Source organism: Dyella terrae (assembly GCF_022394535.1).
Lineage (GTDB): Bacteria > Pseudomonadota > Gammaproteobacteria > Xanthomonadales > Rhodanobacteraceae > Dyella.
In genome coordinates, this window is sequence record NZ_CP089414.1 from 4136097 (window position 1) to 4160781 (window position 24685).

A 24685-nucleotide genomic window follows, 5' to 3' on the forward strand; every position below is an offset into this window, starting at 1 on the left:
TAGGGGGGGGATTGGTGATGATGCGGCGACTTGTGGTCTTGCTCGGTGCTCTACTGTTGATGTCGAACGCGTTCGCAAGCGCGACCGAAGAGGTGGCGAAGAAACAAATCGAGTCAAGCATGCTGGTGAGCGGAACGGTCGAGATCAACCCAGACGGAAGTGTTCGGGCTTATGCCATCGATCAGGCGAAGAGCCTTGGACCGGCACTCAATGAGTTCATCCGGCAGGCGGTAATGACGTGGAAATTTCGCATTGATACGAAGGAGCCGGTTATAGCCAAGGCAAAGATGACGCTGCGCTTGGTTGCGAAGTCCGTGGACGAAAAACACGACACCCTGACCATTGGTAGCTCCAGCATCGGGGAGAGCGACGAGGCGCCGAGTGACTCAATCTCTTGGGATCGTCGACTGGCACCGACATATCCGAAAGCAGCTATGGATTCAGGCCTGACGGGAGTGGTCTACGTGCTGGTGATGGTCGACAAGGACGGGACCGTCAAGAACGCGGCAGTCGAACAAGTCAACCTCACTTCCTACCAACCGGGCTGGAGAACGGACGTAATGCGGAAAATCTTGGCGGATGCCGCGTTGAAGCCGACCAGCCGCTGGACATTCCATGTGCCTACGACCGGCAAGCAGGTCAGTGCCCCATATTGGTTGGCGCGCGTGCCCGTCGCGTTCACAAGCTTTGGCGATTCGCGTCGGGAGCCATTCGGTCAATGGCAGACTTATCTTCGTGGCCCTCGCCAGTCGATCTCTTGGGTCGACAATCCAAGCCTTCTCGCTAGTAATCCTGACACTGTGCCAGATGGCGCAGTTAAAACGGTCGGTTTGGAGTTGCGGAAGCTCGAAGGAAGCGATGGGACCTGATTTGCGGATGGCGATTAGTGTGCCGCAGTGATGTACCGCGAAGTCGAATCTCTTTCTGGAATTGGACTTGGCGGCTGGAGCTTGCAAAGCGTCCGCTTCCGACCCGAAGCGGACAGACTTCAAAAGGGAAAACATGGCCGAGAAGGATGACAGCTGGCTCACCGATCAGGCGGATCACCTAATCGGCGTCACGCTTACACGTCGCGAATGGGCTCCGGCCTCCGTCCGTGACGATCATGACCATTGCGCACTCTGTTGGGCCAAGTTCGCGAAGCTCGGCCTGCCTGGCGAATTGCATGTGGGGTGGTGTACATCGGATATGCGGCACTGGGTCTGCCAGCAGTGTGTCGACGACTTTAAGGTTCGCTTTCGGTGGGTTTTGAACGACAACCCGAATCTTGAGATTGATTGAATCGTCCGCTTCCGACCCGAAGCAGACATTCATTGGGCCTTAGATAGGGTCTTCAAATTCAAGGCGAGGCTTGTGCCAAACGTAGAAGCGTCACCTGCTTTAACTCGTGTTGCGAGCGTTGTCGTGCTCGCAGTCGGCCTGTATGTCGGATGGATGAGCTTTTACAACGCTAAGCACCATTCGTTGGCTCCGGCCAGCACGGTTGAGCAGGCGTTGGATGAAATCGGTAACCCTGATACGGTGACTGTCACGCAGAGGGCCCGGGTCTTTGACCGAGGCAGCACTATCTACGCCCAAAAGTACTTCGTCTCTAAGGAAACGCCGCAAGAGATCACCAGTCGCTACATCGGCGAGTTTCAAAGCAAGGGTGGCACCGGGTCGGCGGTGTCAGAGGCGAGGACTACGCTTCAAGGTTCTGCAAAGACAAGCTTCTTGGGACACTTTATTTCTACGGTGCCCAGAATGACGGGGCCGCCTTCTCTGTAACTGTGCGGACAGGTGGAAGTGCGATAGACGTATGTGGGTGATGCGTGATTGCCTTTCGCAGGTAATATCCGCTTTCGACTGCGACTTCAACCGGTCGACGCAACACTTTGATGAAATCATTTTGCTTAGAAAATCAATCTTCTACGCTTTCTTGGCAGCCTCTCTAGCAGTCCTGCTGTGCTAGTAAGTCGGATTACCCTGGATTTAAGGCACTTCCAGCCTGCTGGCCATCATGCGATGAATCTGAGCCTGGATGCCATGACAACGCATTTTCTGCTGAGACAGTGTCGGGGTGTTGCGTCGACCCGTTGAAGTCGCAACCCAAAGCAGACATCGCCGTCACGGGCATTGCCCGTTGAGTCTGGGGCGAAAGTCCTTGGCGTCTTACAAGGGGAACCTTGCCGCTAATACCGGCACCCGGTTCAAAGGGGACGTTCTGACATATGGAGCCTTGTAATGAGATCTGTAGGGCGCTTAGCGAGTGTGGTCGGCTTGATGTCATGCGCGGTTTCGGCGCACGCCGGCTGGTATGTCATCCGCAACTATGAAGGGCAAGTTGGCAGCTTGCCGATACACGCCTCGCTTCAGAGTTACACCTTTGGTTCCGGACAGAATCTGGAAGGAAGCTACTACTACGACAGTCATCGCGCCCCGATCCCGCTTTACGGAAAGGCCACCGGAGGCGTGATCGCTCTATGTGAAGTCCATAACGCGGCTGAGTTCGACAAGCACATAGCTACGGGCGCGGCATTTTCTGCCGACACCTGTCCGTTTCAACTCGCGGCAGACGGCGACCATTTGCGTGGAACATGGAGCGATGGCGCCCACCGCTATGATGTTGCCCTGAAGGAAGTCGGCGCGTTAGACGATACGTCGTCAACCGCCAACATCCACGGCGAGTTGGTCATCCCCTATTGGGGGCAAACCGCGACGCACGGTTTTTTCGGCATCTACAGGAAGGTCGGCGACGGCTTGCTCGTCGATCACATTGACGTGGTCAACAAACGAACGGGAAAGACCGATCAGGTCATCTGGACCGGAAAAGCGGGTAAAGCCCTGGATCAAGAGGCACAGGATTGCTATTTTGGCTTCTACATGACGCCGATTTACATGAACGTTCAGAGTGATGGAGAGGCTGGCTCAGTTCAATTGAATTGCTACACCAAGAGCTCTCCGGACCAAGTGATACACCTTCAACTTGATTCCAAAACCGGGCGCTACCGGTCCTTGCATGCTGGAATCTGACGCCGCTCGGCCAAGGCTGATGATGTGACTTTCAGTAGTGTCTGCTATCGACCCGAAGCGGACGTTAGCGTTAGAACTGACAGGGAGAGGACATGTTGCGGAGGGGTTCTGGGTTGGCATGTCTCGCGGCGCTTTGTCTTTATGTTGCGGCTGTTGATGGGCAAACGGTATCCGTCCCACTGGCGAGCGAACCATGCGACAAGGCCTGCCAACAGCAGAGGCTAGCCGCTCTTTTCAGAACGGTGGACGCGGCGGACACGTCTCGGCGACCGGCCTGTAAGGGCCGGAGCATCCAATGGAGTGATGACATGCAATATGCGATCAAGCTGGTCGATGACGGCGGTGCATTCGTGGCAACGTGTCGCGACCTGCCGACGTTCAATAGCGTCGGCGACACGGTGGAAGAAGCGCTGCACGAATCGGTCGATGCCATCGCGCTGGTGTTGCAGTCCTACATGGACGATCGCCAGCCGATCCCCGTGACCACGGACAAGAAGCGTGGCGAGCATTGGGTGGTCCTGCCGGCGCTCGATGTGGCCAAGGTTGGGCTGTACCAGGCCATGCAGGCCAAGGGTGTGCGCAAGGCGGATCTCGGTCGCATGTTGGGCATGCACGCGCCACAGGTAGATCGCCTTCTGGATCTGACGCACAAGTCGAAACTCGAGCAGGTCGAGGGAGCGCTGGGTCAGCTCGGCTATCGGGTCAACGTGTCGGTGGAGCCGATGGGCCGTCGTCACGCGGCGTAGGTTGGCGGATTGGTCATAGCATTTGGAGCGGGTATGTCAGGTAGCGGAAGCGATGTGTTTACGGGTGACGGCCATGACTGGCACAACCGGGCGCAGTTGAATTTCACCCACTAAGTGCCTTGGCACGCCTATGTGGCCGGATACAAGGAAGCCGCTGACCGTCTCGTCGCTGGCATCGCGGAAGGGCAGCATGGCCAGGACATGCTCGTCTTTCCCATCCTTTTTCTGTATCGGCATTACCTTGAAGTGAGCATCAAGGAGCAGATAAAGGAATGCCAGCCACTGCTTGGCATTACGCCACCAGCCAAGCCAAAGCGTAAGGAAGAGCGTATCCTGTCGGCACAGGGCCATGATCTAGATGGCCTTTGGTCGTATCTAAAAGGCCTTTTGCCTGGTGTCTATCCCGGTATTCCAGTCGTTGTGCTGGAAGAAATCGATCGGGTGGTTGAGGCGTTTCATCGGCACGATGAAGCCGGCGACGCAGCGCGTTACCCGGTACCTTGGCGGGCAGCGAACGCTGTCAGGGTTGAATGCGATCAACCTGCGCAAGCTATCGGAGGATATGGACCGAGCTGATAACAGCTTCACGCAGATTGGTGGTGGCATCGACTACATGCACGAAATGGCGCAATACGCTGCCGAAGCAAACGCGGAATAGATAGGTTGGCAAGACCCATCAGGCGAAACACAGCCCCGCTTCGGCGGGGCTTTTTTTGTGCCCAGGTCATCGGCTGTCGCGATCGGGGTGAGTGATAGCCGGCGACAGCTCGCACCGCACGCAGCCAGGCCGTGGTGGGGCGGGCCGTCCTGTCCGACTGGTTCGGCCCGGAATGTGGTCAAAGAATGACCAGTTCGGCCCGTCTTGCTCCTGGCGCGCGCGGTCATCCCCCCTCCTCGCCTGCGCGCTTCTCCCGCCGCTTTTGATGCAGGTGATGCATCTGGCCAAATGGCGCCACACGTAGGGCCATCGGTTACTCGTGGGCGCGTGGCGTGATGCAGTTTGATGCACCCGTGGACTGAGTGAGCCCACCGGATGGCCGGCGATGGATGCATCGCGGCGATGCAGCGGCAGGGGGTCGCCAAGGGCGCTCCCTTAGCAGGACGACTCGCGCCGTTCGTCCACGATCAGCGGGGGCCTCCGGTCGCTTCGGGCCAGCCATGGCGAAGGACGCCACCGGTATCGGTTCCGGAAAAGGTAATTTTGGTAATCGGCCTCCCGAAAGGCAGGTTAACTCGTTGAATATCCCGATAAATAGGCATGATTCAAAAAGGTAATTTCAAGGTAATAAAAATTACCCTTCTTGATAAGTAATTGAATTTACCAGTAAAAATAAAGAGAAAAATTACCTTTCGTGAGGGTCATCGGATCACCCTTGAATTACCTTTTGATTACCTTTTGCCGCACGACCCAACTCGCTGTTGTTAAAGATAAATCGGGCGATCCGTCAGAAAAATTACCAAAATTACCCTTTTCCGACGAAGCCACCCATTGGGGCGACGAAGGATACGGGATGGCCTTCCTCGTTCGTCACCGTTCACCATCGACAGCCACTTAGAGCCGTTCCCCCGGGCTGTGGATCGCGTACCGGAGGCCCCACCTGCGTCGTTCGCGTATCGGCGAGAGCCATCTCGTTCGTTTCTTCCCTCAGCCCTGTCGAGGACGTCGCCCTATGACGCCCCCGAAGGAGCGATGGCGTGGATAGGGGCTCAATCGTAGGGGCCGAAGCCATGCCCCCGCGCCATGCGATAAGCCGGTGAGGCGGCTCATAATCGGTTGGCATGTCCTTGGATGGCGGTCGACCCGTTGGCCGTGATGGAACATAAGGGTCAAGCGTTAGCCACGCACCAGGGTCTTAAACGGCCTTCACGGCAAGCCCTGGCAAGGGGCGGGCAAAAAAAAGCGGCCATGAGGCCGCTCGGTCATGCCTTACTGCAGCCCAGCCGGTGGGCTCGAGAACACGCGAAGATGCCCTTCGCCGATCAGGAAATTCTTGTAGCAGGCCAGCGTGACATTCCAGGCTTCCCTGGCCACGGTGGGACCGGCCTCAATCACGTTGCCGTGCTCGTCGATAATCGCAAGCTGTGCTTTACGCCCTTCGTGAGTCCGGACGGACAACCCTTCAAAGCACACCGCCGAAAGGGTCACGCTGGCCAGTCCACCGGTAGCGGGAACACCGATCATGGCGAGACTCGCCCTGGCAAGAGCGTCTTCCACAGGGCGTAAGGTGCTGGAGCATGAGGCATGTCGTGGGGTATCCCTTGTCGTGATCGTCATGCCATAAAGCGTCGCGCACGCTCCGTGCGCCGAGCAAGGACGAGCTGTTCTGTGGGAGGCTCTACAGAACTTCTCAGGTTAGTAGGATGCGTAAAATGGCTTGACTGGCCCTGGATGCGCTGATCCGTCTCAGCGCCTAACTGCCGCATCTAGCCCCAGTAAATGCAAGGGAGGGGCGCTCCAGCACCGCCAGGCCCAACCACAAGAGCTGCAGTCGGCCTGCTCGTTCGGTGCACGGAATGCACCGGGTTTCGTTCGACGGATCGAGAGGAAACCCTGTCGGCCATCGCACAGAACTATTCAACGCACTGCATGGCCAGCCTGCATGGTTTATATAGACTTGACTGTGGGCCCGCAAAAGAAAAGTGACTCGAGCGTCCCACGGGGACTAGCTTCGCGTCGTCGGCAGACGATCGAAACGCCCGCTGCGTAAGCGGCCAGATAGCGGTAGCGCACGAGGCGACGATCATACTCACGGCTACTGGATCCCTGCCTTCGCAGGGATGACGGTTTCATCGAAACGGTACGCCGAGCACCTAACCCTCTCCCCAAAGGGGCGAGGGAGAAAAGCAGAAGCCGCCTGCGTGCCCCATGCGAGGGCCGCATTTCGGCGCGACATGCCGAAACAAACAACACCCACCTAATCCCTCTCCGGCTGCTCCAACCAAGCATCCAACAACGCTGCATCCGCATCATCAATCGCCACGATGCGATACCCCGCCCATACCTGCCCAGGACTGGCCGCAGCCTCGTGCCACTGCTCCTGTATCCCGACTTCGATGCTCTGCGGTGTGCTGCCCAACCCGGGCAGGGTCAGGCTCACCTGATAGATGGCTTCACTGCGCGGTGGGCGCGTGCTGATCAGCAGCATGCCGTTGGCGGAAAGGTTGCCGAGATGGCCGATGGGCTGGCCGGTGATCACATCAGTGACCACGGCGGTGAAATTGGCACGTTTGCGCAGGGCGCGACGTTGGTCGATGGACGCCACGTTCTCGCTCACGTCGAGGCTCCGGGGCGTGAGTGTGTGGCTTGGCTGCTGGTGATCTGGCGCAGGTGGCTGGTCAAGGCGTGCCAGGCGCGATCAAGCAGGCTTTCCTTCATCGGAGGCATTTCACGCACGCGGCCGCAGGCCATTTCGTGTGCGAGGTGCTCCAGCGTCATTTCCTGGCTGCGCAGGCCGCGACGGGTGACGAACAGGCTGTTGCCAGACACCGGCGAGTACCAGGCCAGCTTGCGCTGGGTGATGCGGCCGTTGGCTGGATCGATGAATTCGAACCAGCTGCCGAACGGTAACTGGCGCAGGCGCTGGCGAATTCGCCGTTCCGGTGAATCTGCCGCGGGGCTGGATGCGGGTGTCGCTGCTGCTGCCGGCGTCGGTGTCGGTGTCGGTGTCGGTGCGGCTGTTTCCGGTGACACCTGTTCGCCCAGCCGTTGGCGTTGTTTGAGCTTGAGCGCCAGCTCGGTGGTCGTAGCGGTTTCCTGGCTGGCCGGGCTTTGCGCGGGAATGCCCAGCAGGCGCTGTGCGACCTGCACAGCTTCCTCGGCGTGCATGCCGATTTGCTGCAGGCCGGCTTCCACTTCTGCCTGCAACAGATGGCGATCCGTCACCGGATGCTGACCGAGCAGTTGATCAGTGGTGCGCAAGCGCGAGGTGAAGGCTTCGCTGTCTTCACCGTGGCGCAGGAGCGTTAGCGCAAGCACGTCGGACCATGCACGTTCGAGCAGGGTGCGCAGCAGGCCGCGCGGGTTGTATCGTTCGAAGCGTTCCGTCATCAGTTCAGCGGCGCGATGGCGTGCCTGCTCGAGCCGTTCACGACCCTGCATGGCCTCCACTTGGCGTCGCTCGGCGATTTGCGCCTTGCGGTTGAGCAGGCCAAGATGATGTTCGATATCGGCCAGCAGGCTGGTATAGAGGCCGGTGCTGGGCGGTTCGCGCCGCGCACGGTCGACCAGTTGGATCAGCTTGGCTTCAAGTGAGCGATCAATGTCGCCATCCGGGCCGTCCAGCCAGTCATTTGCCGCGTCGGTGACTACGCCCAGTAGCTTGCGCGCAGGGTGTTCACGCTGGTTGAAGAAGTCCTGGTCTGCCACCGCCATGCGCAGCAGCGGCAATTGCAGGTCGCCCAGCAGCGAATGCGCATTGCCCTGGTGATGTAGCTGGCGATCCATCTGCTCAAACAGCATGGCGACCAGTTCAACGGTATCGCCCTGCTCGTCGGTCAGCTGCATGTGCGTCGAGCCATCAGGCCGCCCGGCGTTGAGCTGGCCAAGCAGCTCTTCCCGCAACGCACGCGCACTGAGCAGCTCGCGTCGCGCATGGTCGGCGACATCGCTGACGTGCAATTGCAGGGCGTCCAATGCCAGTTGCAACTCTTCGGGTGTCGCGGTGCGGCCGCCATCCGGGTTGTTCAGCGCACCCTGGCCCGCGCGGTGCTGCGCGAGCATTTCGCGCAAGCTGTCGAGCACGGCGATGCTGTCGCTGCGCGGCTGGCCGGGTGCAGCGGGTGTGGTCGCAGTAGACGGCTGGCGGTTGAACGCGGCTGGCTGAGTGTCGCTGTCGGCAGCGCGCGGCTGCCGTTCCTGCGGCGCGCGCGACGCGGTCGGGAACGCGCGCAACTGCGGCAGGATGCCGTCAGCGCGCAGGTGTTCGTTGACGGTGTCGTACAGCGTCGATAGGCCGTGCACCACGACGGTGTCGAAACTGTGCAGCACCAGCAAGCTGTGCTCGATGGACAGTTCCAGTGATGTCAGCGCCCCACGAAATGACGCGGCCAGGGCATGTGGCCCCAGCGGCAGGCGCTCACCCTCCAGGGGCGGCAGGCCCACCAGCACGGCAAGGCGATAACCCAGCTCGAACAGCGATGAGCCATGGCGGGCTTCGCCGCGCGCGACCAGCTTGTCCAGTGCCACGGTCTGTTCATGCTCGGTGGTATCGAGCAGTTCCAGGGGGCGACGCGGTGCGTCGGTGGTTGCTTCGGGCTCCGGTACGGCGCCCACACCGTTGAAATATTGCCGGACGCCTTCCATGAAGCTTCGCTCCATGCCGCCGCGCCGTTGTTGCAGCAGTTGGCGGGAATACAGGCACTGTTGCTGTTCGTTCGGGTTGCGGGACCGCTCCGCCAGTGCATAGAGGCGTTGCTCTGCATCGCTCAGGCACTGGCGCAAGGGCATCTCCAGCCAGCTGATGCACAGCGCGTGCGTTTCTTCGATCAGTCGACGGGCACGCGGCGCCCAGCCTGCACGATCAGGACGCAGCTCCCGATCGGGTGCAAGCGGTGGCCGTCGACCCTGCTGTTCGACTTCCATACAGACCCTGAGATTCATTCCCCCCGGATGGCTGAGAGTCTAAAGCCCGCGCTCTGGGCACGCCATCGGCCGGACGGTGGACTCAGTCAAGAAATCCGGAAATGACGTCATTGAGAAAGCGCTGGCCGAGTGCCGTCGTCTGCAGCTGGTCGGGACTGTCGGTGAGCCAGCCTTTCCGGTGCGCTTGGGCCATGGCGTCGGCGATACGCTCCGGGGGCAGTCCGGTGCGTTCGGCGAAGTCGGTCATGGGCACGCCGTCAATCAGGCGCAGGGCGTTGAGCATGTACTCGAACGGCAACTCGTCGCGGGCTACCGGACCGCTGCCTCCGATGCGCTCCGCGCCACCAGGGGCGGCCAGGTAAGCCTTGGGGTGGCGGGTCTTCCAGCGCCGGATGATCTCGCCCTGGGCAACATCGGTGATCTTGCCGTGGGCGCCGGCACCGATGCCGAGGTAGTCGCCGAAGCGCCAGTAATTGAGGTTGTGCGCGCAGCGGCGATCGGGGCTGGCATAGGCGGATACCTCGTATCGCCTATAGCCGGCTGCGCCCAGCTGTTGTTCGCAGGCCTCTTGCATGGCCCAGGCGTGGTCGTCGTCGGGCAGTGGCGGCGGGTTCGCGGCGAAGGCCGTGTTCGGCTCCAGGGTCAGCTGGTAGTGCGAGATGTGTGTGGGCTGCAGGGTGATGGCACGCGCCACATCGGCTAGCGCACCTTCCTGCGATTGCTCAGGCAGGGCGTACATCAGGTCGAGATTGATGTTCGTGTAGCCGGCGTCCTGCGCTGATTTCACAGCGGCTTCGGCTTCGCTGGCCGAATGGATGCGCCCCAGGCGGCGCAGTTTGGCGTCGTCGAAACTCTGGATGCCGAACGATAGGCGGTTCACGCCTGCCGACAGATAGCCGTCGAAACGGCCATGCTCCACGGTGCCGGGGTTGGTCTCCAGCGTGACCTCCGCACTGGGTGCCAAGGACAGCCGGCCACGCACGCCATCGAGGAAACGATCGATCAGTTCAGGCGTGAACAGGCTGGGCGTGCCGCCGCCAAAGAAGATGGTGTGCACGACGCGACCGTGGACGGCGCTACCGAAATCGCGCAGGTCGGCATCGAGGTCGGCGAGCAGGGCGTCGACATAGGCGTCATACGGCGGTTCGCCGCGCAGGCCGTGGGAGTTGAAATCGCAGTAGGGGCACTTCTTCACGCACCACGGCATGTGGACGTACAGCGACAGCGGTGGTGCGATCAGGGACATGATTTACGTGTGTTTCTCGGCAAGCTGGCTACGCAGCAACGCCAGCGCGCGACCGCGATGGCTGATGCGGTTCTTCATGCCGGGTGGCAGTTCGGCGGCGCTGACGGTCTCGTTCTCCGGCAGGAACAGTGGGTCGTAACCGAAGCCGTGTGTGCCGCGCTCTTCGGTCAATACATGCCCATACCAGCGGCCCTCGGCGATCAGTGGCGCGGGGTCATCAGCGTGCTGAAGCAACACCAATACGCTGATGAAGAACGCGCCGCGCTGTTCCGTCGGCACGCCATCCAGTTCCCGCAGTAGCCGCGCGTTGTTCGCTGCGTTGTCGCCGTGCGCGCCGCTGTAACGCGCAGAGTAGAGCCCCGGCGCCCCACGCAGGTGGGCCACACACAGGCCCGAATCGTCGGCTAGTGCGGGCAGCCCGCTGATGCGCGACGCGTGGCGCGCCTTCAGCAGTGCGTTCTCCACGAAGGTGAGTCCGGTTTCTTCAGCATCCGGCACGTCGTAAGCGGACTGCGGTTCGGCGTGCAGCCCGCTGTCGGCCAGCAGGGCGTTGAATTCGGCCAATTTGCCGGGATTGCTGCTGGCGAGAACGATGCGTGTCATGGGCCTTTCGCTCGGTGTTACGGCAGTTCCAGCGCGGCGCGCTGGGCGGCCACCAGTTCGGCGATGCCCTTTTCGGCAAGGCCAAGCAGTGCGTCCATCTCGTCGCGACGGAAGGCATGACCTTCAGCGGTGCCCTGCACCTCGATGAAGCCACCGCCGTCGTTCATCACGACGTTCATGTCGGTATCGCAGTTGGAGTCTTCGGCGTAATCCAGGTCGAGGACTGGCACGCCTTGATAAATACCCACCGATACCGCTGCCACCGCACCCATGATCGGGTTGCGGCGCAGGTTTTCGCGCTTCATCACCGTGGTCACGGCATCCACCAGTGCCACGTAGGCGCCTGTGATGGCCGCCGTGCGTGTGCCGCCATCGGCCTGGATGACGTCGCAGTCGAGCGTGATCACGCGTTCACCCAGTGCCTGGCGATCCACGCAGGCGCGCAGGCTGCGGCCGATCAGGCGCTGGATCTCCATCGTGCGCCCGCCTTGACCGCCGCGTGCGGCTTCGCGCTGGGTACGGGTGTTGGTCGCACGGGGCAGCATGCCGTACTCGGCCGTGACCCAGCCTTCACCTTTGCCGCGCAGCCACGGCGGCACGCGGTCTTCGATGCTGGCGGTGCACAGCACGCGGGTGTCGCCGAAGCTAACCAGCACCGAGCCTTCGGCGTGGCGCGTGAAGTGGCGTTCGATGGTGACGGTGCGCAGCTGGTCGCTGGCGCGCCCACTGGGGCGGCTGGGTGAACTCATGGAATGGGGGCCATTGGGCAAGGCAGGGCGGGAAAGTTTACCATTGCCCCCTTTCCAACACCCGCAGGCTCCCAATGACCCGCAGCATGACGGCTTATGCCTCCGCCGAGACGACTGGCCCTGCCGGCACGCTCAGCTGCGAGTTGCGCACAGTTAACCACCGTTACCTGGAGCTGAGCCCGCGCCTGCCAGACGAGCTGCGCGTGTTCGAATCGGCTCTGCGCGAGCGCATCGCGGCCAAGCTGTCGCGCGGCAAGGTGGACGTCACGGTGCGCCTGCGTGGCGAGGCTCGTTCCGAATCCCTGCAGGTCAACGCCACTGCGTTGGCGCGCCTGTCCGAGCTGGCGATGGATCTGGAAGCGCGTTTCCCGCGCATGAATATCGAATTCACCGAACTGTTGCGCTTTCCAGGTGTGCTGCAGCAATCGGATGTGGACCCTGACGTGTTGCAGGCAGCCTTGCTCGATGTGCTCGAACGGGCGCTCGACGCGCTCACCGCGACTCGCGAGCGTGAGGGTGACAAGTTGGCCGAGTTGCTCAAGGAGCGACTGGATGCCGTCGAGCGCATTGTTGCGGACGTGCGCAGCTTCATGCCGCAGATCCGTGAAGGCTTGCGCACCCGCCTGGAATCGCGTCTGGCCGATCTGAAACAGCCTGCTGACCCGGGTCGCCTGGAGCAGGAGCTGGTGCTGCAGATCACTCGCAGCGACGTCGACGAGGAGCTGGATCGCCTGGCCACGCACATCGCCGAAACACGCCGCGTGCTGGGAACCAAGGAGCCGGTCGGTCGCCGCCTGGATTTCCTCATGCAGGAATTCAACCGCGAAGCGAACACGCTCGGCTCCAAAGCCGTCGACGTGCGCAGCACCAATGCCGCCGTTGACCTGAAGGTGCTGATCGAGCAGATGCGCGAACAGGTGCAGAACATCGAATGAATACGACCACGTCTCCTGCTGATAGCGCCCCGTGTACCTTGTTTGTGGTGGCTGCGCCCTCGGGCGCGGGCAAGTCCACGCTGGTCAACGCGCTGCTGGAGCGTGAGCCGTCCATTTCGCTGTCGATTTCGCACACCACGCGCCCGCCGCGCCCGGGCGAGCAATATGGCCGCCATTATTTCTTCGTGGAGCGCGGGGTATTCGAGCAGGAGATTGCCGACGGCATCTTTCTCGAGCACGCCGAAGTGCACGGTAACCTTTACGGCACCTCGCGCAATACGGTGAATACGCTGCTGGGCGAAGGCTGCGATGTGCTGCTAGAGATCGATTGGCAGGGCGCGCGGCAGATCCGCAAGAGCAAGCCCGACTGCGTGAGCGTGTTCATCCTTCCACCATCGCGTCCTGAGCTGGAGCGACGCCTGCGTGGCCGCGGCTCGGACAGCCCTGAAGTGATTGCGCGCCGGTTGCATAATTCGCGCGAGGAAATCGCCCACGCGCACGAATTCGACTACATCATCGTCAACGACAATTTCGAAACCGCGCTGCAGGACCTGCAATCCATCGTGCGCGCCGTTCGCCAGCGCTCGGCACCGCAATGGAAGCGTCATGAGGCATTGATCCAGGAATTGCTGGCCTGACCTCCGTTTCCGCCGTAGGAGCGCAGGCTGCGCGACTGGCAGGGAACTGTTGCCCGTAAGCAAGGTCTTGTTTCGTTAGCCATTCCTGAGCCGCCTGACCACGGGCTCATGGCCTTCGCGCCCCTATTCAGCTAACTTGCCCTCTTTCCCCCAGCCTTGTGCCGCCCATGACCGACTCCGTTAGCGCCAAGCCCGACGACAGCGCCCTCGTGCGCGTCCGTGGCCTGACCACGGTGCTCAATGGCAAGAAAGTCTTTGATGCGCTGGATATAGACATCCCGCGCGGAAAGATCACCGCCATCATGGGTCCCAGCGGCACTGGCAAGACCACCTTGCTCAAGCACATTACCGGGCAGATGCGCGGCGATGCGGGCGAGGTACGGGTGGATGGTCAGAACGTTCCGACGCTGTCACGAGAAAAGCTGTTCGAGCTTCGCGAGCGTATTGGCTACCTGTTCCAGAATTCCGCGTTGCTCACCGACTTCGACGTGTTCGAGAACGTGGCGTTTCCGCTGCGTCAGCACACCTCGTTGCCGGAAGTGCTGATCCGCAACATCGTGCTCACCAAGCTGCAGGCCGTGGGTCTGCGTGGCGCGGCAGGGCTGATGCCGACGGAGCTGTCAGGTGGCATGGCGCGTCGCGTGGCACTGGCACGTGCGATCGTGTTCGACCCGATGCTGATTCTGTACGACGAACCCTTCGTCGGCCTCGATCCCATCGCGCTCAACCAGGTGCTCAAATTGATCCGCACGCTCAACCAGACGCTCGGCATCACCAGCGTGTTGGTAGCGCACGAGCTGGAGGCCATCAAGCAGGTGGCCGACCACATTTATCTCATCGCCAACGGCAAAGTCGTGGCGCAGGGCGATCCGAAGACGATTGCCGATGACGGCTCGCCGTGGACGCGCCAATTCTTCGGCGGCGACGCCGACGGCCCCGTACCGTTCCAGTATCCGGCGGGTGACCTTGGCAAGGCGCTCGGTTTTCCAGGGAGTGGCGCATGAGCGCGGTGCGTTCTGAAAACATCGTGACGCGTTCGCTGTCGCAGATCGGCGAATGCGGCCTGTTCCTGCTGCGTATGCTGGCAGCGGTGCCGCGCAGCATGCGCCACTATCGCGAGACGATACGTCAGCTGTGGTTCGCTGGCGCGATGAGCTTGATCATCATCATGGTCTGCGGACTGTTCGTGGGCATGGTGCTGGGCCTGCAGCTGTATGACGTACTGTCGATCTTCGGTGGCACCTCGGCGACCGGCACGGTAGTGGCTATCGCCATCTATCGCGAGCTGGGCCCCGTCGTCACCGCTTTGCTATTCGCAGGCCGCGCAGGCACCTCGATTACCGCCGAGATCGGCCTGATGCGCGCCACCGACCAGATCGCCGCGATGGAGATGATGGCGGTGGACCCGATCGCCTACGTCGCCGTACCGCGATTCCTTGCCGGCGTGATCGCCATGCCGCTGCTGACCTGTGTGTTCTGCGCGCTGGGCATCTTTGGCGGCCATCTGGTGGGCGTGACGTGGCTGGGCATCGATAACGGCACCTTCTGGTCGAACATGACCGCCACCGTCGACCTGGTGAAGGACGTCATCAATGGCGTGCTGTGGAAGAGCGTCGTGTTCGGCATCGTGGTGTCGCTGATCGCCGTGTTCCAGGGCTACACCACGCCACCCACCAGCGAGGGCGTGGCCTATGCCACTACGCGCACCGTGGTCGCCTCGTCCATCGCCATCCTGGCGCTCGACTTTGTTCTCACCGCATTCCTGATGTGAGTAGTCCGATGAGTGCTGCCCAGACCCTATACAACCATCTATTCATGAGGATCGTGCCGTGAGCCAGAGACAATCCTATGCCGTCGGCACCGGCCTTTTCATCGTGCTCGGCTTTGCCGCGCTTGGCTATCTCGCCACGCAGACCACCTCGGTGGCCAACAGCAGCCGTGGCCCCAGCTACACCGTCGAAGCGCACTTCGCCAACATCGGCCAGCTCAAGGAGCGCGCGCCGGTGAAGGTGGCCGGTGTGCGCGTCGGCCAGGTGCAGTCGATCGTGCTCGACCCGGGCAAAGAGACGGCCGACGTGAAGCTGTCCATCGACAAGCGCTACGACCAGATTCCTGATAACTCGGTCGCGACTATCTTCACCAGCGGCTTGCTGGGTGACCAGTACGTGGGCCTGCAGTACGGCACCTCAAAGAAGAGCCTCGCCGACGGCGGCACGCTGGCGCTCACGCGTCCGGCGCAGCAGTTGGAAGAGATGCTCGGCAAGTTCTTCGGCGCCGGCGGCGTGGCGGACAACCTGGGCGGCAGCTATGCGGTCAAGGGCCGCTTCACCAACGTGGGCTCGCTGTCCGTGGGTGCGCCGGTGAAGATGGCCGGCGTGGCCATCGGCACAGTGCAGTCGATCGTGGCCGACCCGGTGAAGCTGGACGCGGAGGTCACGCTCTCCATCGACAAGCGCTACAACCAGATCCCCGACGATTCGGCCGCGGCCGTGTTCACCAGTGGTTTGATCGGCACCTAGTACGTTGCCATCCAGCCCGGCGGTTCGCCCGACATGCTCAAGAACGGCGATGAGCTGGTGCTGACCCAGTCGGCCATGCAGATCGAGGATCTGATCGGCAAGTTCCTGGTGAGCGGCTCGTCCTCCGGAAAGCCGGCTGACGGCGCCAAGCATTGAACCGGCGCATCGCGTACCGATATTCCAACGACATCTTCTTCAGGAGTTTCCCCATGTTGCGCAGTCTGGCCATTGCCACCGCCATCGCCTTCGGCAGCGTGATTGCTGCCCCTGTGTTAGCGCAGGACGCTGCCACCCAGGGCGCCGCTACCCAGCAGACGCCGGTGCAGGTCGTGCAAGCGGTGTCCGACGATCTCGCCAAGGCGATCGACGGTCATCAGCAGGAGCTGAAGAGCAACCGCGAGAAGCTGATCGGCGTGATCGATGGCGCGTTCCTGCCGCATTTCGACATCGACTACGCCTCGATCCTGGTGCTGGGACAGCACGCCCGTGAGGCGACGCCCGATCAGCGTTCGCGCTTCGCCAAGGCCTTCTACAACTCCATCACCCATCGCTATGCCGAAGGCCTGCTCGACTACACCAAGGGTCGCGTGAAGGTGCTGCCGTTCACCGGTGACCTCAACGACAAGCGCACCATCGTGCGCAGCCAGGTGGTGATGGACGACGGCAAAACCGTCGCCGTTGACTACGCCTTCCGCAAGGACAAGAACGGCACCTGGAAAGCCTACGACGTGATCATCGAGGGCATTTCGTACATCACCAACTACCGCAATCAGGTGGATGCCGAAATCCGCAAGGTCGGCATCGAGAAACTGATCAGCAACCTGGAAACCCAGGGTGATCAGGCTCTGAAGGAAATGGAGCAGGACGATAAGGCACAGCCGGGCGCCAAGCAGTGAGCGCAGCGTCTGCCGCCGTGCGCATCGACGAGGCCACGCCAGGCAGCGTCCGCGTGTCCGGTGAGCTGACCTTCGGCAATGCGGCGGCGGCCCTGGCTGCCATCGGTGTGGCGGTGGGGCGCGATGGGCGCTCGGTGCTGGATCTTTCGGGCATTACCCGCAGTGATAGTGCAGGCCTGGCCTGCGTGTTGGCGGTGCTCGCACAGTCGGCAGAGCGTGGGCGCAAGCTCAGCGTGCAGAACATGCCTGAAGGTATGCATCTGCTGGCTAGCGTGTGCGAGGTCGAAGGCCTGATGGTCTGATCGCCGCGCTACGGCCGGACAAGAAAAGGGGCCTCTCGGCCCCTTTTTCTTGTCCGGAAGCCGGGCCTCAGTCCTTCTTGGGCTGGGCCGGCGCAGGCTGGTTATCGCTCGCCTGGGGCTTCTTCTCGCTGTTCTCCCACTTCTGCTGCTCTTCCAGCAGTTGGTCGGGGTCGAAGCTCTTGTCATGCAGGCCCTGCATCTGTTCGATCACATCTTCCGGCGGATTGCCGTCGTAGATCTGGTAGATGCGCTGCTGGCGATACGCGTCGCGAATGAAGGCGTAGGGATCGTAGGCCGAATTGAGGAAGCTTTCCGCGTCGATGGCACTGGAGCGGAGGGTCACCAGGTACATCAACTCAGGCAGGTATTGCTGGCCGTACTCGTAGTGGTTGTTCCGTGTGAAATAGCTGATCGGATCGAAGAAGTAGCCATCCACCGGCACGCGCCAGAAGTCGCGCCCCGTGGTCGGGCCGAAGAACGGAATCACCAGGTACGGACCGTCCGGTACACCCCAGCGCGCCAGCGTGATGCCGAAGTCGGTTTCCTTGAGCGGGATACCCAGTTGGCTGGCCGGGTCGAAGAAGCCGCCGATGCCCAGGGTCAGGTTGACGATGAAGCGGCCACTACCCTGCAAGGCTTCCTTCGGGCGGGCTTGCAGCAGATCGTTCGCCACCGAGATCGGCATATGGATGTTGGTGAAGAAATCACTCACGCAACGCCGCATGGTCGGATTGGTCACCTTGCGGTAACCCACAGCGACGGGGCGGATGACCGCCTTGTCCAGCGAGTTGTTGAACGAGTAAACCTTCCGGTTCATCTTCTCGTACGGATCGTCCGTACGAGGCTTGGCGATCGTGCAGCCGGCGAGCAACGCGATAGCCACCAGGGGCAGGCTTCGCATGACAAGGGAGCGGAGGGCGGACGGCATGGAGGCGACTGTCCCGAGGGGGTAGAGGGAGTACAATATTGTACTGTCTGGTTTTTTATTGTGTACAGGCCCCCATAAGTCTAGGAGGCTCTGCGATGAGCGGTGTGAACCGCGCATGATAAGCCTTGCTGCATTGCCAGCAAAGCCGCCTCTGGCTACACTGACAGATGATAAGTCGTTTTATTTTCTGAGGATTTCAGATGGCCCGCATTACCGTGGAAGACTGCCTGCAGGTGGTCGACAACCGCTTCGAACTGGTGCTGATGGCGACCAAGCGCGCCCGCCAGCTCGCTAACGGTGCCGAGCCGGCAGTCAGTCCCGATCATGACAAGCCGACCGTGCTCGCCCTGCGCGAGATCGCCGATCGCCGTATCGACCAGGCTACCATCGACGAGATCGACAAGGCCGAGCGCGAGCGCGCCGAGCGCGAAGCGCTGGAGTGGGCCGCCGCCGAAGTGGACGACGACCTCTCTAAGGGTGGGGATGACTGATGGAAGGCAGCGGCTGTAGTCAGCAACGCCACGGCGCCGGCTTGTCCGGCGCTTTGCGCTGCGGGCTTTACGCCGCCACCCTCGCGCCACTCAAACGCAGCGAGGCGGTCGCCTGAGCGGGGACCGAACATCCATGCCGGCTGTCACGGACTCCACCCCTTTGGATACGTCGACGCTGCCCCCGTATGTGCTGGCCCTGAAGGAGCGCGTCGCCTACCTGCCCGAAGCGCAGGTTGCCAAGGTGATCCGCGCCTACGAAGTGGGCGCCGTCGCGCACGAGGGCCAAGCCCGCAAGAGCGGTGAGCCCTACATTACGCACCCTGTCGCTGTGGCTGGCATCCTGGCCGAGCTGGGGATGGACGCCGAGACCATCATCGCGGCGATTCTGCATGACACCCTGGAAGACACCTCGCTGAGCCGCACCGAGCTCGCCGGCGAGTTTGGCGAAACGGTCGCCGAACTGGTCGATGGCGTCACCAAGCTGGACAAGATGCGCTTCTCCAGCCGCCAGGAGGCGGATGCGGAAAGCTTCCGCAAGATGCTCCTGGCCATGGCGCGCGATCTGCGCGTCATTCTGATCAAGCTGTCCGATCGCCTGCACAACATGCGCACGCTGGGTGCGAAAGACGGCTCGTCACGTCGCCGCATTGCGCGCGAGACGCTGGAAATCTACGCACCCATCGCCCAGCGCCTGGGTATGAACAAGTTCAAGGCGGAGCTGCAGGATCTGGGTTTCCGAGCACTCTATCCCGACCGCTACCGCGTTATCAGTGAGCGCATCCGCGCCGCGCTGGGCAATCGCCGCGAAGCGATGGGCAAGATCGAGACCGCGCTGTCCACGCGCCTGGCCGCCGACCACATCACCGCCAGGGTGGTGGGTCGCATCAAGTCGCCGTGGAGCATCTATTCGAAGATGCGTAACGAGCATAAGAGCTTTGCGCAACTGATGGACGTGTACGGCTTCCGCGTCGTGGTCGACTCGGCGATGAGTTGTTACATGGCGCTGGGCGCAGTGCACGGGCTGTATAAGCCAGTGGATCGCCGCTTCAAGGATTTCATCGCTATTCCCAAGGCCAATGGCTACCAGTCGCTGCACACCGTGCTGCTGGGGCCGTTCGGTGCGCCGATCGAGGTGCAGGTCCGCACGGCGGAAATGGATTCGGTGGCGGAGCGCGGTGTTGCCGCGCACTGGGCTTACAAGACCGATTCCGGCCCTGCGAACAGCGCGCAGGCGCGTGCCCGCGAGTGGCTGTCGTCGCTGGCGGACAGCCAGGCCAATACGGTGTCCTCGTCCGAGTTCATCGAGAACGTCAAGATCGACCTCTTCCCGGACGAGGTCTACTTGTTCACGCCGCGTGGCGACATTCTGGCGTTACCGCGCAACGCTACTGCGCTCGACTTTGCCTATGCCGTGCATACCGATGTGGGCGACCACGCTGTGGCGGCCCGCGTGGACAAGAAGCTCGTGCCGCTGCGCACGCGCCTGGAATCGGGCCAGTTGGTCGAAATCATCACCGCGCCGTCGGCGCTGCCGAACCCAGCGTGGCTGGAATCGGTGGTCACCGGCAAGGCGCGCACAGCAATTCGCCAGTACCTGAAGCATCTGCAGCACGAGGATGCCGTGGACTTTGGCCACCGCATGCTGGATCGCGCACTCGATGCGCTAGGTACCAGCCTGGACGCCATTCCGCCGGCGGTGTTGGATCGCTTCCTTGAGACCTCCAAGCTCAAGCGGCTGGAAGAGTTGCTCTCGGATATCGCGCTGGGCAACCGCATCCCGCATCTGGTTGCGAACCAGCTGGTGGCTGCGCGCGGCAAGAAGGCCACTGATGTGCAGCAGTCGCCGCACGCGATGGAAAAGATCCACATCACCGGTGCCGAGCGCGGCGTGCTCAGCTTCAGCAATTGCTGTCATCCGCTGCCGGGCGACGAGATTATTGGTTACCTCTCCTCGGGTAAGGGCATCGTGGTGCACCGCGTCGAGTGCCCGAACGTGGTCGAGCTGCGCAAGTCGCCTGAACGCTGCGTGGCGATCGAGTGGGATCGCGACGTGCAGGGTGACTACCGCGCGGAGCTGCGCATCGAGGTCATCAACCGTCCGGGCGTGCTCGCCACCGTGGCAGCGGCCATCGCTGCCGCCAACTCGAATATCGAGAACGTGGAGTACGTCGAGCGCGATGCCGCGGCGGCCACGCTGCTGTTCGCGCTCGAAGTGAAGAACCGTAAGCATCTGGCCGACGTGATCCGCCGCGTGCGCCGCACTGGCGTGGTAAGTGGGGCGTACCGCTACCCCCTCTGAGCGGATGGCGTCGTCGCGCATTCCTCAAGGGGCGGGTCTGGTTCTAGACTGTCAGGCCTGAGCAACCACGAGGCTTTCCCATGTCCCGCAGCATCATCACCACCGACAAGGCGCCCGCCGCCATTGGTCCGTACTCGCAGGCCGTGCGTACCGGTAATACCGTGTATTTCTCGGGCCAGATCCCGCTGGATCCGTCGACCGGCAACATGGTTGAGGGCGACATCGCGCTGCAAGCGCGCCAGGTGTTCGTGAACCTCAAGGCAGTTGCCGAGGCGGCAGGTGGTTCGCTCGAAAAGATCGTGCGCATCGGCATTTACGTGACCAATCTCGGCCACTTCGCCACCGTCAACGAGATCATGTCCGAGTACTTCAAGGCGCCATTCCCTGCGCGCTCGACCATTGAAGTTTCCGCGCTACCCAAGCTGGCGGCCATTGAAATCGACGCCATCATGGTGCTCGACTGACCGATCCGCAGGTTCCACGCTGACAGCCGGATCATCATGACCGGCTGCGGCTGGACGGCTCGCTCGGTTAGGCTTTGTCGATGCCGCCCTCTCGCGCCAACGCTGCCACGATACTTTCCGATCCCGGCGCTACGCCGGTGTCGTCGTTGCCGGGTGTGGGCCCTGCACTAGCGGAAACGCTGTCACGGCTTGGGCTGGAACGCGTGCAAGACCTTTGGTTCCATCTGCCGCTGCGTTACGAGGACCGCACACGCGTCACGTCGATCGCCGATCTGCGTCCCGGTGAGCGCGCGCAGGTCGAGGGCGTCATTGAGGCCGTCGAGCGGGGCTTCCGCTATCGGCCGCAGTTAAAAGTCGCCATCACTGACGGCTCGCACCAGACCCTGGTACTGCGTTTCTTTCATTTCAATCGCAATCAGGCGGAGCAGCTGAAGCTTGGCGCGCGCCTGCTTTGTTACGGCGAAGTGCGACAGGCGGCGCAAGGGCTGGAGATGGTCCATCCGCAGTATCAGCGCCTGGTTGGTGACGAGCCGGCGACGGTCGATGATCTGCTGACACCGGTCTATCCGACCACGGAGGGGCTAGGCCAAAAGCGCCTGGCTGGCGTGATTGCGAAGGCGTTGGCGCTGTTGCCGCCCGATGCGCAGCTTGAGCTGATTCCCGCCGAGCTCTGCGTCGAGCATGGCCTGGCCTCGTTGCGTGAGGCCCTGCTTTACGTGCACCGTCCTCCACCCGATGCGCACTTGGGTCAGCTCACCACCGGTCGCCACCCGGCACAGCAGCGGCTGGCGTTCGAAGAACTGCTTACCCAGCATCTGAGCCTCAAGCGCATGCGTGCCGCGGTGCGCCGCCGTCACTCGCCTCGCCTGAAGGGTACGGGTGAGCTACGCAAGCGCCTGCTGGCGAGCCTGCCTTTCGGGCTTACGGGGGCGCAGCAGCGCGTCAGTGGCGAGATCGCCAAGGACATCGCCGAGCCGTGTCCCATGTTGCGGCTAGTGCAAGGTGACGTCGGCAGCGGCAAGACCATTGTCGCCGCGCTCGCAGCACTTGCCGCCGTCGAGTCGGGCCAGCAGGTCGCGTTGATGGCGCCTACGGAGCTGCTGGCCGAGCAGCACTTGCAGCACTTCCGTCACTGGCTGACCCCGCTGGGCATTGAAGTGGCGTGGCTTGCCGGCAAGGTGACGGGCAAGGCTCGCCAACAGGCATTGCAGCGCGTGGCGTCGGGTGCGCCTGTGGTGATCGGCACGCACGCTCTGATGCAGGAAGGCGTCGAGTTCGCACAGCTTGGTCTGGTGATCGTGGACGAGCAGCATCGCTTCGGTGTGCAGCAGCGCCTGTCGTTGCGTGACAAAGGAGCAGATCGTGAATCCGGACTAGTGCCACATCAGTTGGTGCTGACGGCTACGCCGATTCCACGCACGTTGGCGATGAGCGCTTACGCGGATCTCGATGTGTCAGCCATTGATGAGCTGCCGCCAGGGCGTACACCTGTGCAGACCATCGCCATCTCCAATGCGCGTCGCTTCGATGTGATTGAGCGCATCCATGCCGCGTGCCTCGAAGGGCGGCAGGCCTACTGGGTGTGCACGCTGATCGAAGAGTCCGAGCAGTTGCGGGCACAGGCTGCCGAGGTGGCTCACGCAGAGTTGTCGACGGCGCTGTCCGAGTGTCGCATCGGTCTTATCCATGGGCGTATGAAGCCCAAGGAAAAGCAGGCGGTGATGGACGCCTTCAAGGCTGGCGAACTATCGGTGCTGGTGGCCACGACGGTGATCGAAGTGGGTGTGGATGTACCCAATGCCAGCCTGATGGTGATCGAGAACAGCGAACGGCTTGGGTTGGCTCAGCTCCACCAATTGCGCGGGCGGGTGGGACGCGGCGCGATCGCTTCCAATTGCGTGCTGTTGTACCAGCCGCCGCTTGGTCAGCTCGCACGTGAGCGCCTGCAGGTGATGCGTGAAACCAATGACGGATTCCGTATCGCCGAGAAAGACCTCGAATTGCGCGGCCCTGGCGAAGTGCTCGGCACGCGACAGACCGGCCAGTTGAATTTCCGTATTGCTGACCTCGCGAGGGATGCGCATCTGCTGCCTGCCGTGCAGGAGGTTGGTGCGGAGTTGCTGGCGCGCCATCCAGGGCAGGCCGAATTGCTCATTACTCGCTGGATCGGCGCCGCTGCCCGTTACGCGCACGCGTAAACGGGGTTTCATGATGCGGGCGCATCCTGCCAAGCAGGGCCTCGCAAGGCTTTGCGCAGGGGCTGCAAGGCCCTAAGCTAACCAATCCCTCATCTGAAAGATCGCCATGAGCCAGCTGCAATTGTTGATCGATACCGACCCGGGCGTGGACGATGCGCTCGCCATCCTGATGGCTCATGCGCATGCCGACGTGCTTGGCCTGACGATCGCTGCGGGCAATGTCGGTCTCGATCACACCGTGCGCAATGCGCGCACGCTGGTGGATCTGGTTGGCAAGCCGACTCCGGTGTTTCCTGGGTGCCCAACGCCGCTCGTGCGTATGCCGGAAGAGGATGCAGTGCACGTGCATGGTTCTGATGGCCTGGGTGACGTCGGCTTTTCGGAGCCAGTTAGTCGCGCCGCTGACGAGCATGCGGTTCACGCGATCCTGCGTTTGACGCGCGAACAGCCCGGTCTGACGCTGGTGGCGCTTGGGCCTCTGACCAATCTCGCGCTGGCCGTGCGGCTTGATCCTACGCTGCCGCAGCGCGTGAAGCGCCTTGTGATCATGGGTGGCGCCGTCACCGGCCTTGGCAACACCGGCAAGATTCCCGCGGAGTTCAACATCGGTTTTGACCCCGAGGCTGCGCACGTCGTTTTCGAGGCATTCCCGACGTTCGATCTTGTCGACTGGGAAGTGGTGCTGCGCCACGCGTTCGATGACGAGGAATTCAATACGTGGATTGCAGCGGGCGATAAGCGCGCGACTTTCTTCGATCAGGTATTCGGTACGGCGCGTGCCTTCAACGCTAAGCGCGGGCGTCGCGGTGTGATCGCGGCAGATGCGCTGGCGATGGCGGTGGCCATTGATCCGAACATGGTTACTCGCTTCGAAGAGCGCCATGTCGCGGTGGAGATGGACGGTCGTCTGACCCGCGGAGCCACGGTAGTCGATTGGACCGCGCGCCTGGGTAGGTCGGCCAATGCCCGCATCGTGATGGAGGTCGACCAGGCCCGTTTCGGGGCGATGGTGCGGCGGGCGCTGGGGGCCTGAAAGGCCCCACTGTGCGGGGCTGGCGGGTCCAAGTGACTGACCGGC

Annotated in this window: 25 protein-coding genes and 1 pseudogene; 18 read left to right on the plus strand and 8 right to left on the minus strand. The window is 62.1% G+C overall.

Annotated features, from left to right (window positions below):
- Positions 1–17 precede the first annotated feature (17 nt).
- From DYST_RS18210 to DYST_RS18230, 5 genes are all read left to right on the plus strand, one after another.
- On the plus strand, positions 18–869 hold the full coding sequence (locus DYST_RS18210; RefSeq protein WP_239947295.1) for an energy transducer TonB: 852 nt from the start codon (positions 18–20) through the stop codon (positions 867–869).
- Between the two features lie 133 nt (positions 870–1002).
- Positions 1003–1281 carry a hypothetical protein gene (locus tag DYST_RS18215; protein WP_239947297.1) on the plus strand — a complete coding sequence of 93 codons (279 nt, stop codon included), beginning with the start codon at positions 1003–1005 and terminating at the stop codon, positions 1279–1281.
- Between the two features lie 72 nt (positions 1282–1353).
- A complete protein-coding gene (locus tag DYST_RS18220) occupies positions 1354–1767 on the plus strand; it encodes a hypothetical protein (protein ID WP_239947299.1) in 414 nt (137 codons plus the stop codon).
- A gap of 456 nt (positions 1768–2223) precedes the next feature.
- The gene (locus DYST_RS18225; protein WP_239947301.1) at positions 2224–3012 is read left to right on the plus strand and encodes a hypothetical protein; all 789 of its coding nucleotides are present in this window, start codon (positions 2224–2226) and stop codon (positions 3010–3012) included.
- Positions 3013–3320: 308 nt separating this feature from the next.
- Positions 3321–3758 (plus strand): type II toxin-antitoxin system HicB family antitoxin, encoded by a 438-nt coding sequence (locus DYST_RS18230; protein ID WP_239947306.1) that lies wholly within the window; start codon positions 3321–3323, stop codon positions 3756–3758.
- Between the two features lie 36 nt (positions 3759–3794).
- On the opposite strand, the gene DYST_RS18235 is transcribed toward DYST_RS18230, so the two are convergent.
- Entirely contained in the window at positions 3795–4109 is a 315-nt protein-coding gene (locus DYST_RS18235) for a hypothetical protein (RefSeq protein ID WP_239947307.1), read from the minus strand.
- Between the two features lie 94 nt (positions 4110–4203).
- On the opposite strand from DYST_RS18235, the gene DYST_RS18240 reads away from it, so the two are divergent.
- The gene (locus tag DYST_RS18240; protein WP_239947308.1) at positions 4204–4416 is read left to right on the plus strand and encodes a hypothetical protein; all 213 of its coding nucleotides are present in this window, start codon (positions 4204–4206) and stop codon (positions 4414–4416) included.
- Positions 4417–5685: 1269 nt separating this feature from the next.
- On the opposite strand, the gene DYST_RS18245 is transcribed toward DYST_RS18240, so the two are convergent.
- From DYST_RS18245 to rph, 6 genes are all read right to left on the minus strand, one after another.
- Positions 5686–5940 carry a hypothetical protein gene (locus DYST_RS18245; protein WP_239947309.1) on the minus strand — a complete coding sequence of 85 codons (255 nt, stop codon included), beginning with the start codon at positions 5938–5940 and terminating at the stop codon, positions 5686–5688.
- Between the two features lie 733 nt (positions 5941–6673).
- A complete protein-coding gene (locus tag DYST_RS18250; RefSeq protein ID WP_233202795.1) occupies positions 6674–7033 on the minus strand; it encodes a PilZ domain-containing protein in 360 nt (119 codons plus the stop codon).
- Positions 7030–9339 (minus strand): DUF1631 family protein, encoded by a 2310-nt coding sequence (locus tag DYST_RS18255; protein ID WP_239947311.1) that lies wholly within the window; start codon positions 9337–9339, stop codon positions 7030–7032. The genes DYST_RS18250 and DYST_RS18255 overlap by 4 nt, the downstream gene beginning before the upstream one ends.
- An 82-nt stretch (positions 9340–9421) precedes the next feature.
- A complete protein-coding gene (gene hemW, locus DYST_RS18260; RefSeq protein WP_239947313.1) occupies positions 9422–10585 on the minus strand; it encodes a radical SAM family heme chaperone HemW in 1164 nt (387 codons plus the stop codon).
- A gap of 3 nt (positions 10586–10588) precedes the next feature.
- Positions 10589–11188 (minus strand): RdgB/HAM1 family non-canonical purine NTP pyrophosphatase, encoded by a 600-nt coding sequence (rdgB, locus tag DYST_RS18265; RefSeq protein ID WP_102304819.1) that lies wholly within the window; start codon positions 11186–11188, stop codon positions 10589–10591.
- A 17-nt stretch (positions 11189–11205) separates the two neighbouring features.
- Positions 11206–11937, minus strand: a complete 732-nt coding sequence (gene rph / locus DYST_RS18270; RefSeq protein WP_102304820.1) for a ribonuclease PH — start codon at positions 11935–11937, stop codon at positions 11206–11208.
- A gap of 74 nt (positions 11938–12011) precedes the next feature.
- On the opposite strand from rph, the gene DYST_RS18275 reads away from it, so the two are divergent.
- The 7 genes and pseudogenes from DYST_RS18275 (at position 12012) to DYST_RS18305 (ending at position 17227) form a co-directional block, all read left to right on the plus strand.
- Entirely contained in the window at positions 12012–12872 is an 861-nt protein-coding gene (locus tag DYST_RS18275; RefSeq protein WP_102304821.1) for a YicC/YloC family endoribonuclease, read from the plus strand.
- A complete protein-coding gene (gene gmk, locus DYST_RS18280) occupies positions 12869–13510 on the plus strand; it encodes a guanylate kinase (RefSeq protein WP_239947317.1) in 642 nt (213 codons plus the stop codon). Before DYST_RS18275 ends, gmk begins: the two co-directional genes overlap by 4 nt.
- Before the next feature lie 167 nt (positions 13511–13677).
- Positions 13678–14514 carry an ABC transporter ATP-binding protein gene (locus DYST_RS18285; RefSeq protein WP_239947319.1) on the plus strand — a complete coding sequence of 279 codons (837 nt, stop codon included), beginning with the start codon at positions 13678–13680 and terminating at the stop codon, positions 14512–14514.
- Entirely contained in the window at positions 14511–15281 is a 771-nt protein-coding gene (gene mlaE, locus DYST_RS18290) for a lipid asymmetry maintenance ABC transporter permease subunit MlaE (protein ID WP_102304824.1), read from the plus strand. Before DYST_RS18285 ends, mlaE begins: the two co-directional genes overlap by 4 nt.
- A 58-nt stretch (positions 15282–15339) precedes the next feature.
- Positions 15340–16185 (plus strand): annotated as a pseudogene (gene mlaD, locus DYST_RS18295) (outer membrane lipid asymmetry maintenance protein MlaD).
- Positions 16186–16238: 53 nt separating this feature from the next.
- Positions 16239–16925, plus strand: coding sequence for an MlaC/ttg2D family ABC transporter substrate-binding protein (locus tag DYST_RS18300; RefSeq protein WP_239947322.1), 687 nt, complete (start codon positions 16239–16241; stop codon positions 16923–16925).
- The gene (locus tag DYST_RS18305) at positions 16922–17227 is read left to right on the plus strand and encodes an STAS domain-containing protein (RefSeq protein ID WP_239947326.1); all 306 of its coding nucleotides are present in this window, start codon (positions 16922–16924) and stop codon (positions 17225–17227) included. The genes DYST_RS18300 and DYST_RS18305 overlap by 4 nt, the downstream gene beginning before the upstream one ends.
- A 67-nt stretch (positions 17228–17294) precedes the next feature.
- Here DYST_RS18305 and DYST_RS18310 read toward each other — a convergent pair whose 3' ends face one another.
- The gene (locus DYST_RS18310; protein ID WP_102304828.1) at positions 17295–18155 is read right to left on the minus strand and encodes an MlaA family lipoprotein; all 861 of its coding nucleotides are present in this window, start codon (positions 18153–18155) and stop codon (positions 17295–17297) included.
- Between the two features lie 200 nt (positions 18156–18355).
- On the opposite strand from DYST_RS18310, the gene rpoZ reads away from it, so the two are divergent.
- From rpoZ to DYST_RS18335, 5 genes are all read left to right on the plus strand, one after another.
- On the plus strand, positions 18356–18646 hold the full coding sequence (rpoZ, locus tag DYST_RS18315; RefSeq protein ID WP_102304829.1) for a DNA-directed RNA polymerase subunit omega: 291 nt from the start codon (positions 18356–18358) through the stop codon (positions 18644–18646).
- A 112-nt stretch (positions 18647–18758) separates the two neighbouring features.
- Positions 18759–20945, plus strand: coding sequence for a RelA/SpoT family protein (locus tag DYST_RS18320; RefSeq protein ID WP_428993994.1), 2187 nt, complete (start codon positions 18759–18761; stop codon positions 20943–20945).
- 80 nt (positions 20946–21025) lie between these two features.
- Complete coding sequence (locus DYST_RS18325) at positions 21026–21409, plus strand: RidA family protein (RefSeq protein WP_102304831.1); 384 nt, start codon at positions 21026–21028, stop codon at positions 21407–21409.
- Between the two features lie 80 nt (positions 21410–21489).
- Positions 21490–23607: an ATP-dependent DNA helicase RecG gene (gene recG / locus DYST_RS18330; RefSeq protein WP_239947328.1), complete on the plus strand. Its 2118-nt coding sequence runs from the start codon at positions 21490–21492 to the stop codon at positions 23605–23607.
- Between the two features lie 106 nt (positions 23608–23713).
- Positions 23714–24640: a nucleoside hydrolase gene (locus tag DYST_RS18335; RefSeq protein WP_239947330.1), complete on the plus strand. Its 927-nt coding sequence runs from the start codon at positions 23714–23716 to the stop codon at positions 24638–24640.
- The last annotated feature ends 45 nt before the right edge of the window (positions 24641–24685 follow it).

Excerpts from the sequence above, each read along its gene's own strand:
- rdgB (WP_102304819.1), bottom strand. The coding sequence starts at position 11,188 with ATGACACGCATCGTTCTCGCCAGCAGCAATCCCGGCAAATTGGCCGAA.
- gmk (WP_239947317.1), top strand. The coding sequence starts at position 12,869 with ATGAATACGACCACGTCTCCTGCTGATAGCGCCCCGTGTACCTTGTTT.
- hemW (WP_239947313.1), bottom strand. The coding sequence starts at position 10,585 with ATGTCCCTGATCGCACCACCGCTGTCGCTGTACGTCCACATGCCGTGG.
- DYST_RS18285 (WP_239947319.1), top strand. The coding sequence starts at position 13,678 with ATGACCGACTCCGTTAGCGCCAAGCCCGACGACAGCGCCCTCGTGCGC.
- rph (WP_102304820.1), bottom strand. The coding sequence starts at position 11,937 with ATGAGTTCACCCAGCCGCCCCAGTGGGCGCGCCAGCGACCAGCTGCGC.
- DYST_RS18245 (WP_239947309.1), bottom strand. The coding sequence starts at position 5,940 with ATGATCGGTGTTCCCGCTACCGGTGGACTGGCCAGCGTGACCCTTTCG.
- DYST_RS18325 (WP_102304831.1), top strand. The coding sequence starts at position 21,026 with ATGTCCCGCAGCATCATCACCACCGACAAGGCGCCCGCCGCCATTGGT.
- DYST_RS18235 (WP_239947307.1), bottom strand. The coding sequence starts at position 4,109 with ATGGCCCTGTGCCGACAGGATACGCTCTTCCTTACGCTTTGGCTTGGC.
- rpoZ (WP_102304829.1), top strand. The coding sequence starts at position 18,356 with ATGGCCCGCATTACCGTGGAAGACTGCCTGCAGGTGGTCGACAACCGC.
- DYST_RS18275 (WP_102304821.1), top strand. The coding sequence starts at position 12,012 with ATGACCCGCAGCATGACGGCTTATGCCTCCGCCGAGACGACTGGCCCT.
- recG (WP_239947328.1), top strand. The coding sequence starts at position 21,490 with ATGCCGCCCTCTCGCGCCAACGCTGCCACGATACTTTCCGATCCCGGC.
- DYST_RS18335 (WP_239947330.1), top strand. The coding sequence starts at position 23,714 with ATGAGCCAGCTGCAATTGTTGATCGATACCGACCCGGGCGTGGACGAT.
- DYST_RS18225 (WP_239947301.1), top strand. The coding sequence starts at position 2,224 with ATGAGATCTGTAGGGCGCTTAGCGAGTGTGGTCGGCTTGATGTCATGC.
- DYST_RS18215 (WP_239947297.1), top strand. The coding sequence starts at position 1,003 with ATGGCCGAGAAGGATGACAGCTGGCTCACCGATCAGGCGGATCACCTA.
- mlaE (WP_102304824.1), top strand. The coding sequence starts at position 14,511 with ATGAGCGCGGTGCGTTCTGAAAACATCGTGACGCGTTCGCTGTCGCAG.
- DYST_RS18255 (WP_239947311.1), bottom strand. The coding sequence starts at position 9,339 with ATGGAAGTCGAACAGCAGGGTCGACGGCCACCGCTTGCACCCGATCGG.
- DYST_RS18300 (WP_239947322.1), top strand. The coding sequence starts at position 16,239 with ATGTTGCGCAGTCTGGCCATTGCCACCGCCATCGCCTTCGGCAGCGTG.
- DYST_RS18230 (WP_239947306.1), top strand. The coding sequence starts at position 3,321 with ATGCAATATGCGATCAAGCTGGTCGATGACGGCGGTGCATTCGTGGCA.
- DYST_RS18210 (WP_239947295.1), top strand. The coding sequence starts at position 18 with ATGATGCGGCGACTTGTGGTCTTGCTCGGTGCTCTACTGTTGATGTCG.
- DYST_RS18310 (WP_102304828.1), bottom strand. The coding sequence starts at position 18,155 with ATGCCGTCCGCCCTCCGCTCCCTTGTCATGCGAAGCCTGCCCCTGGTG.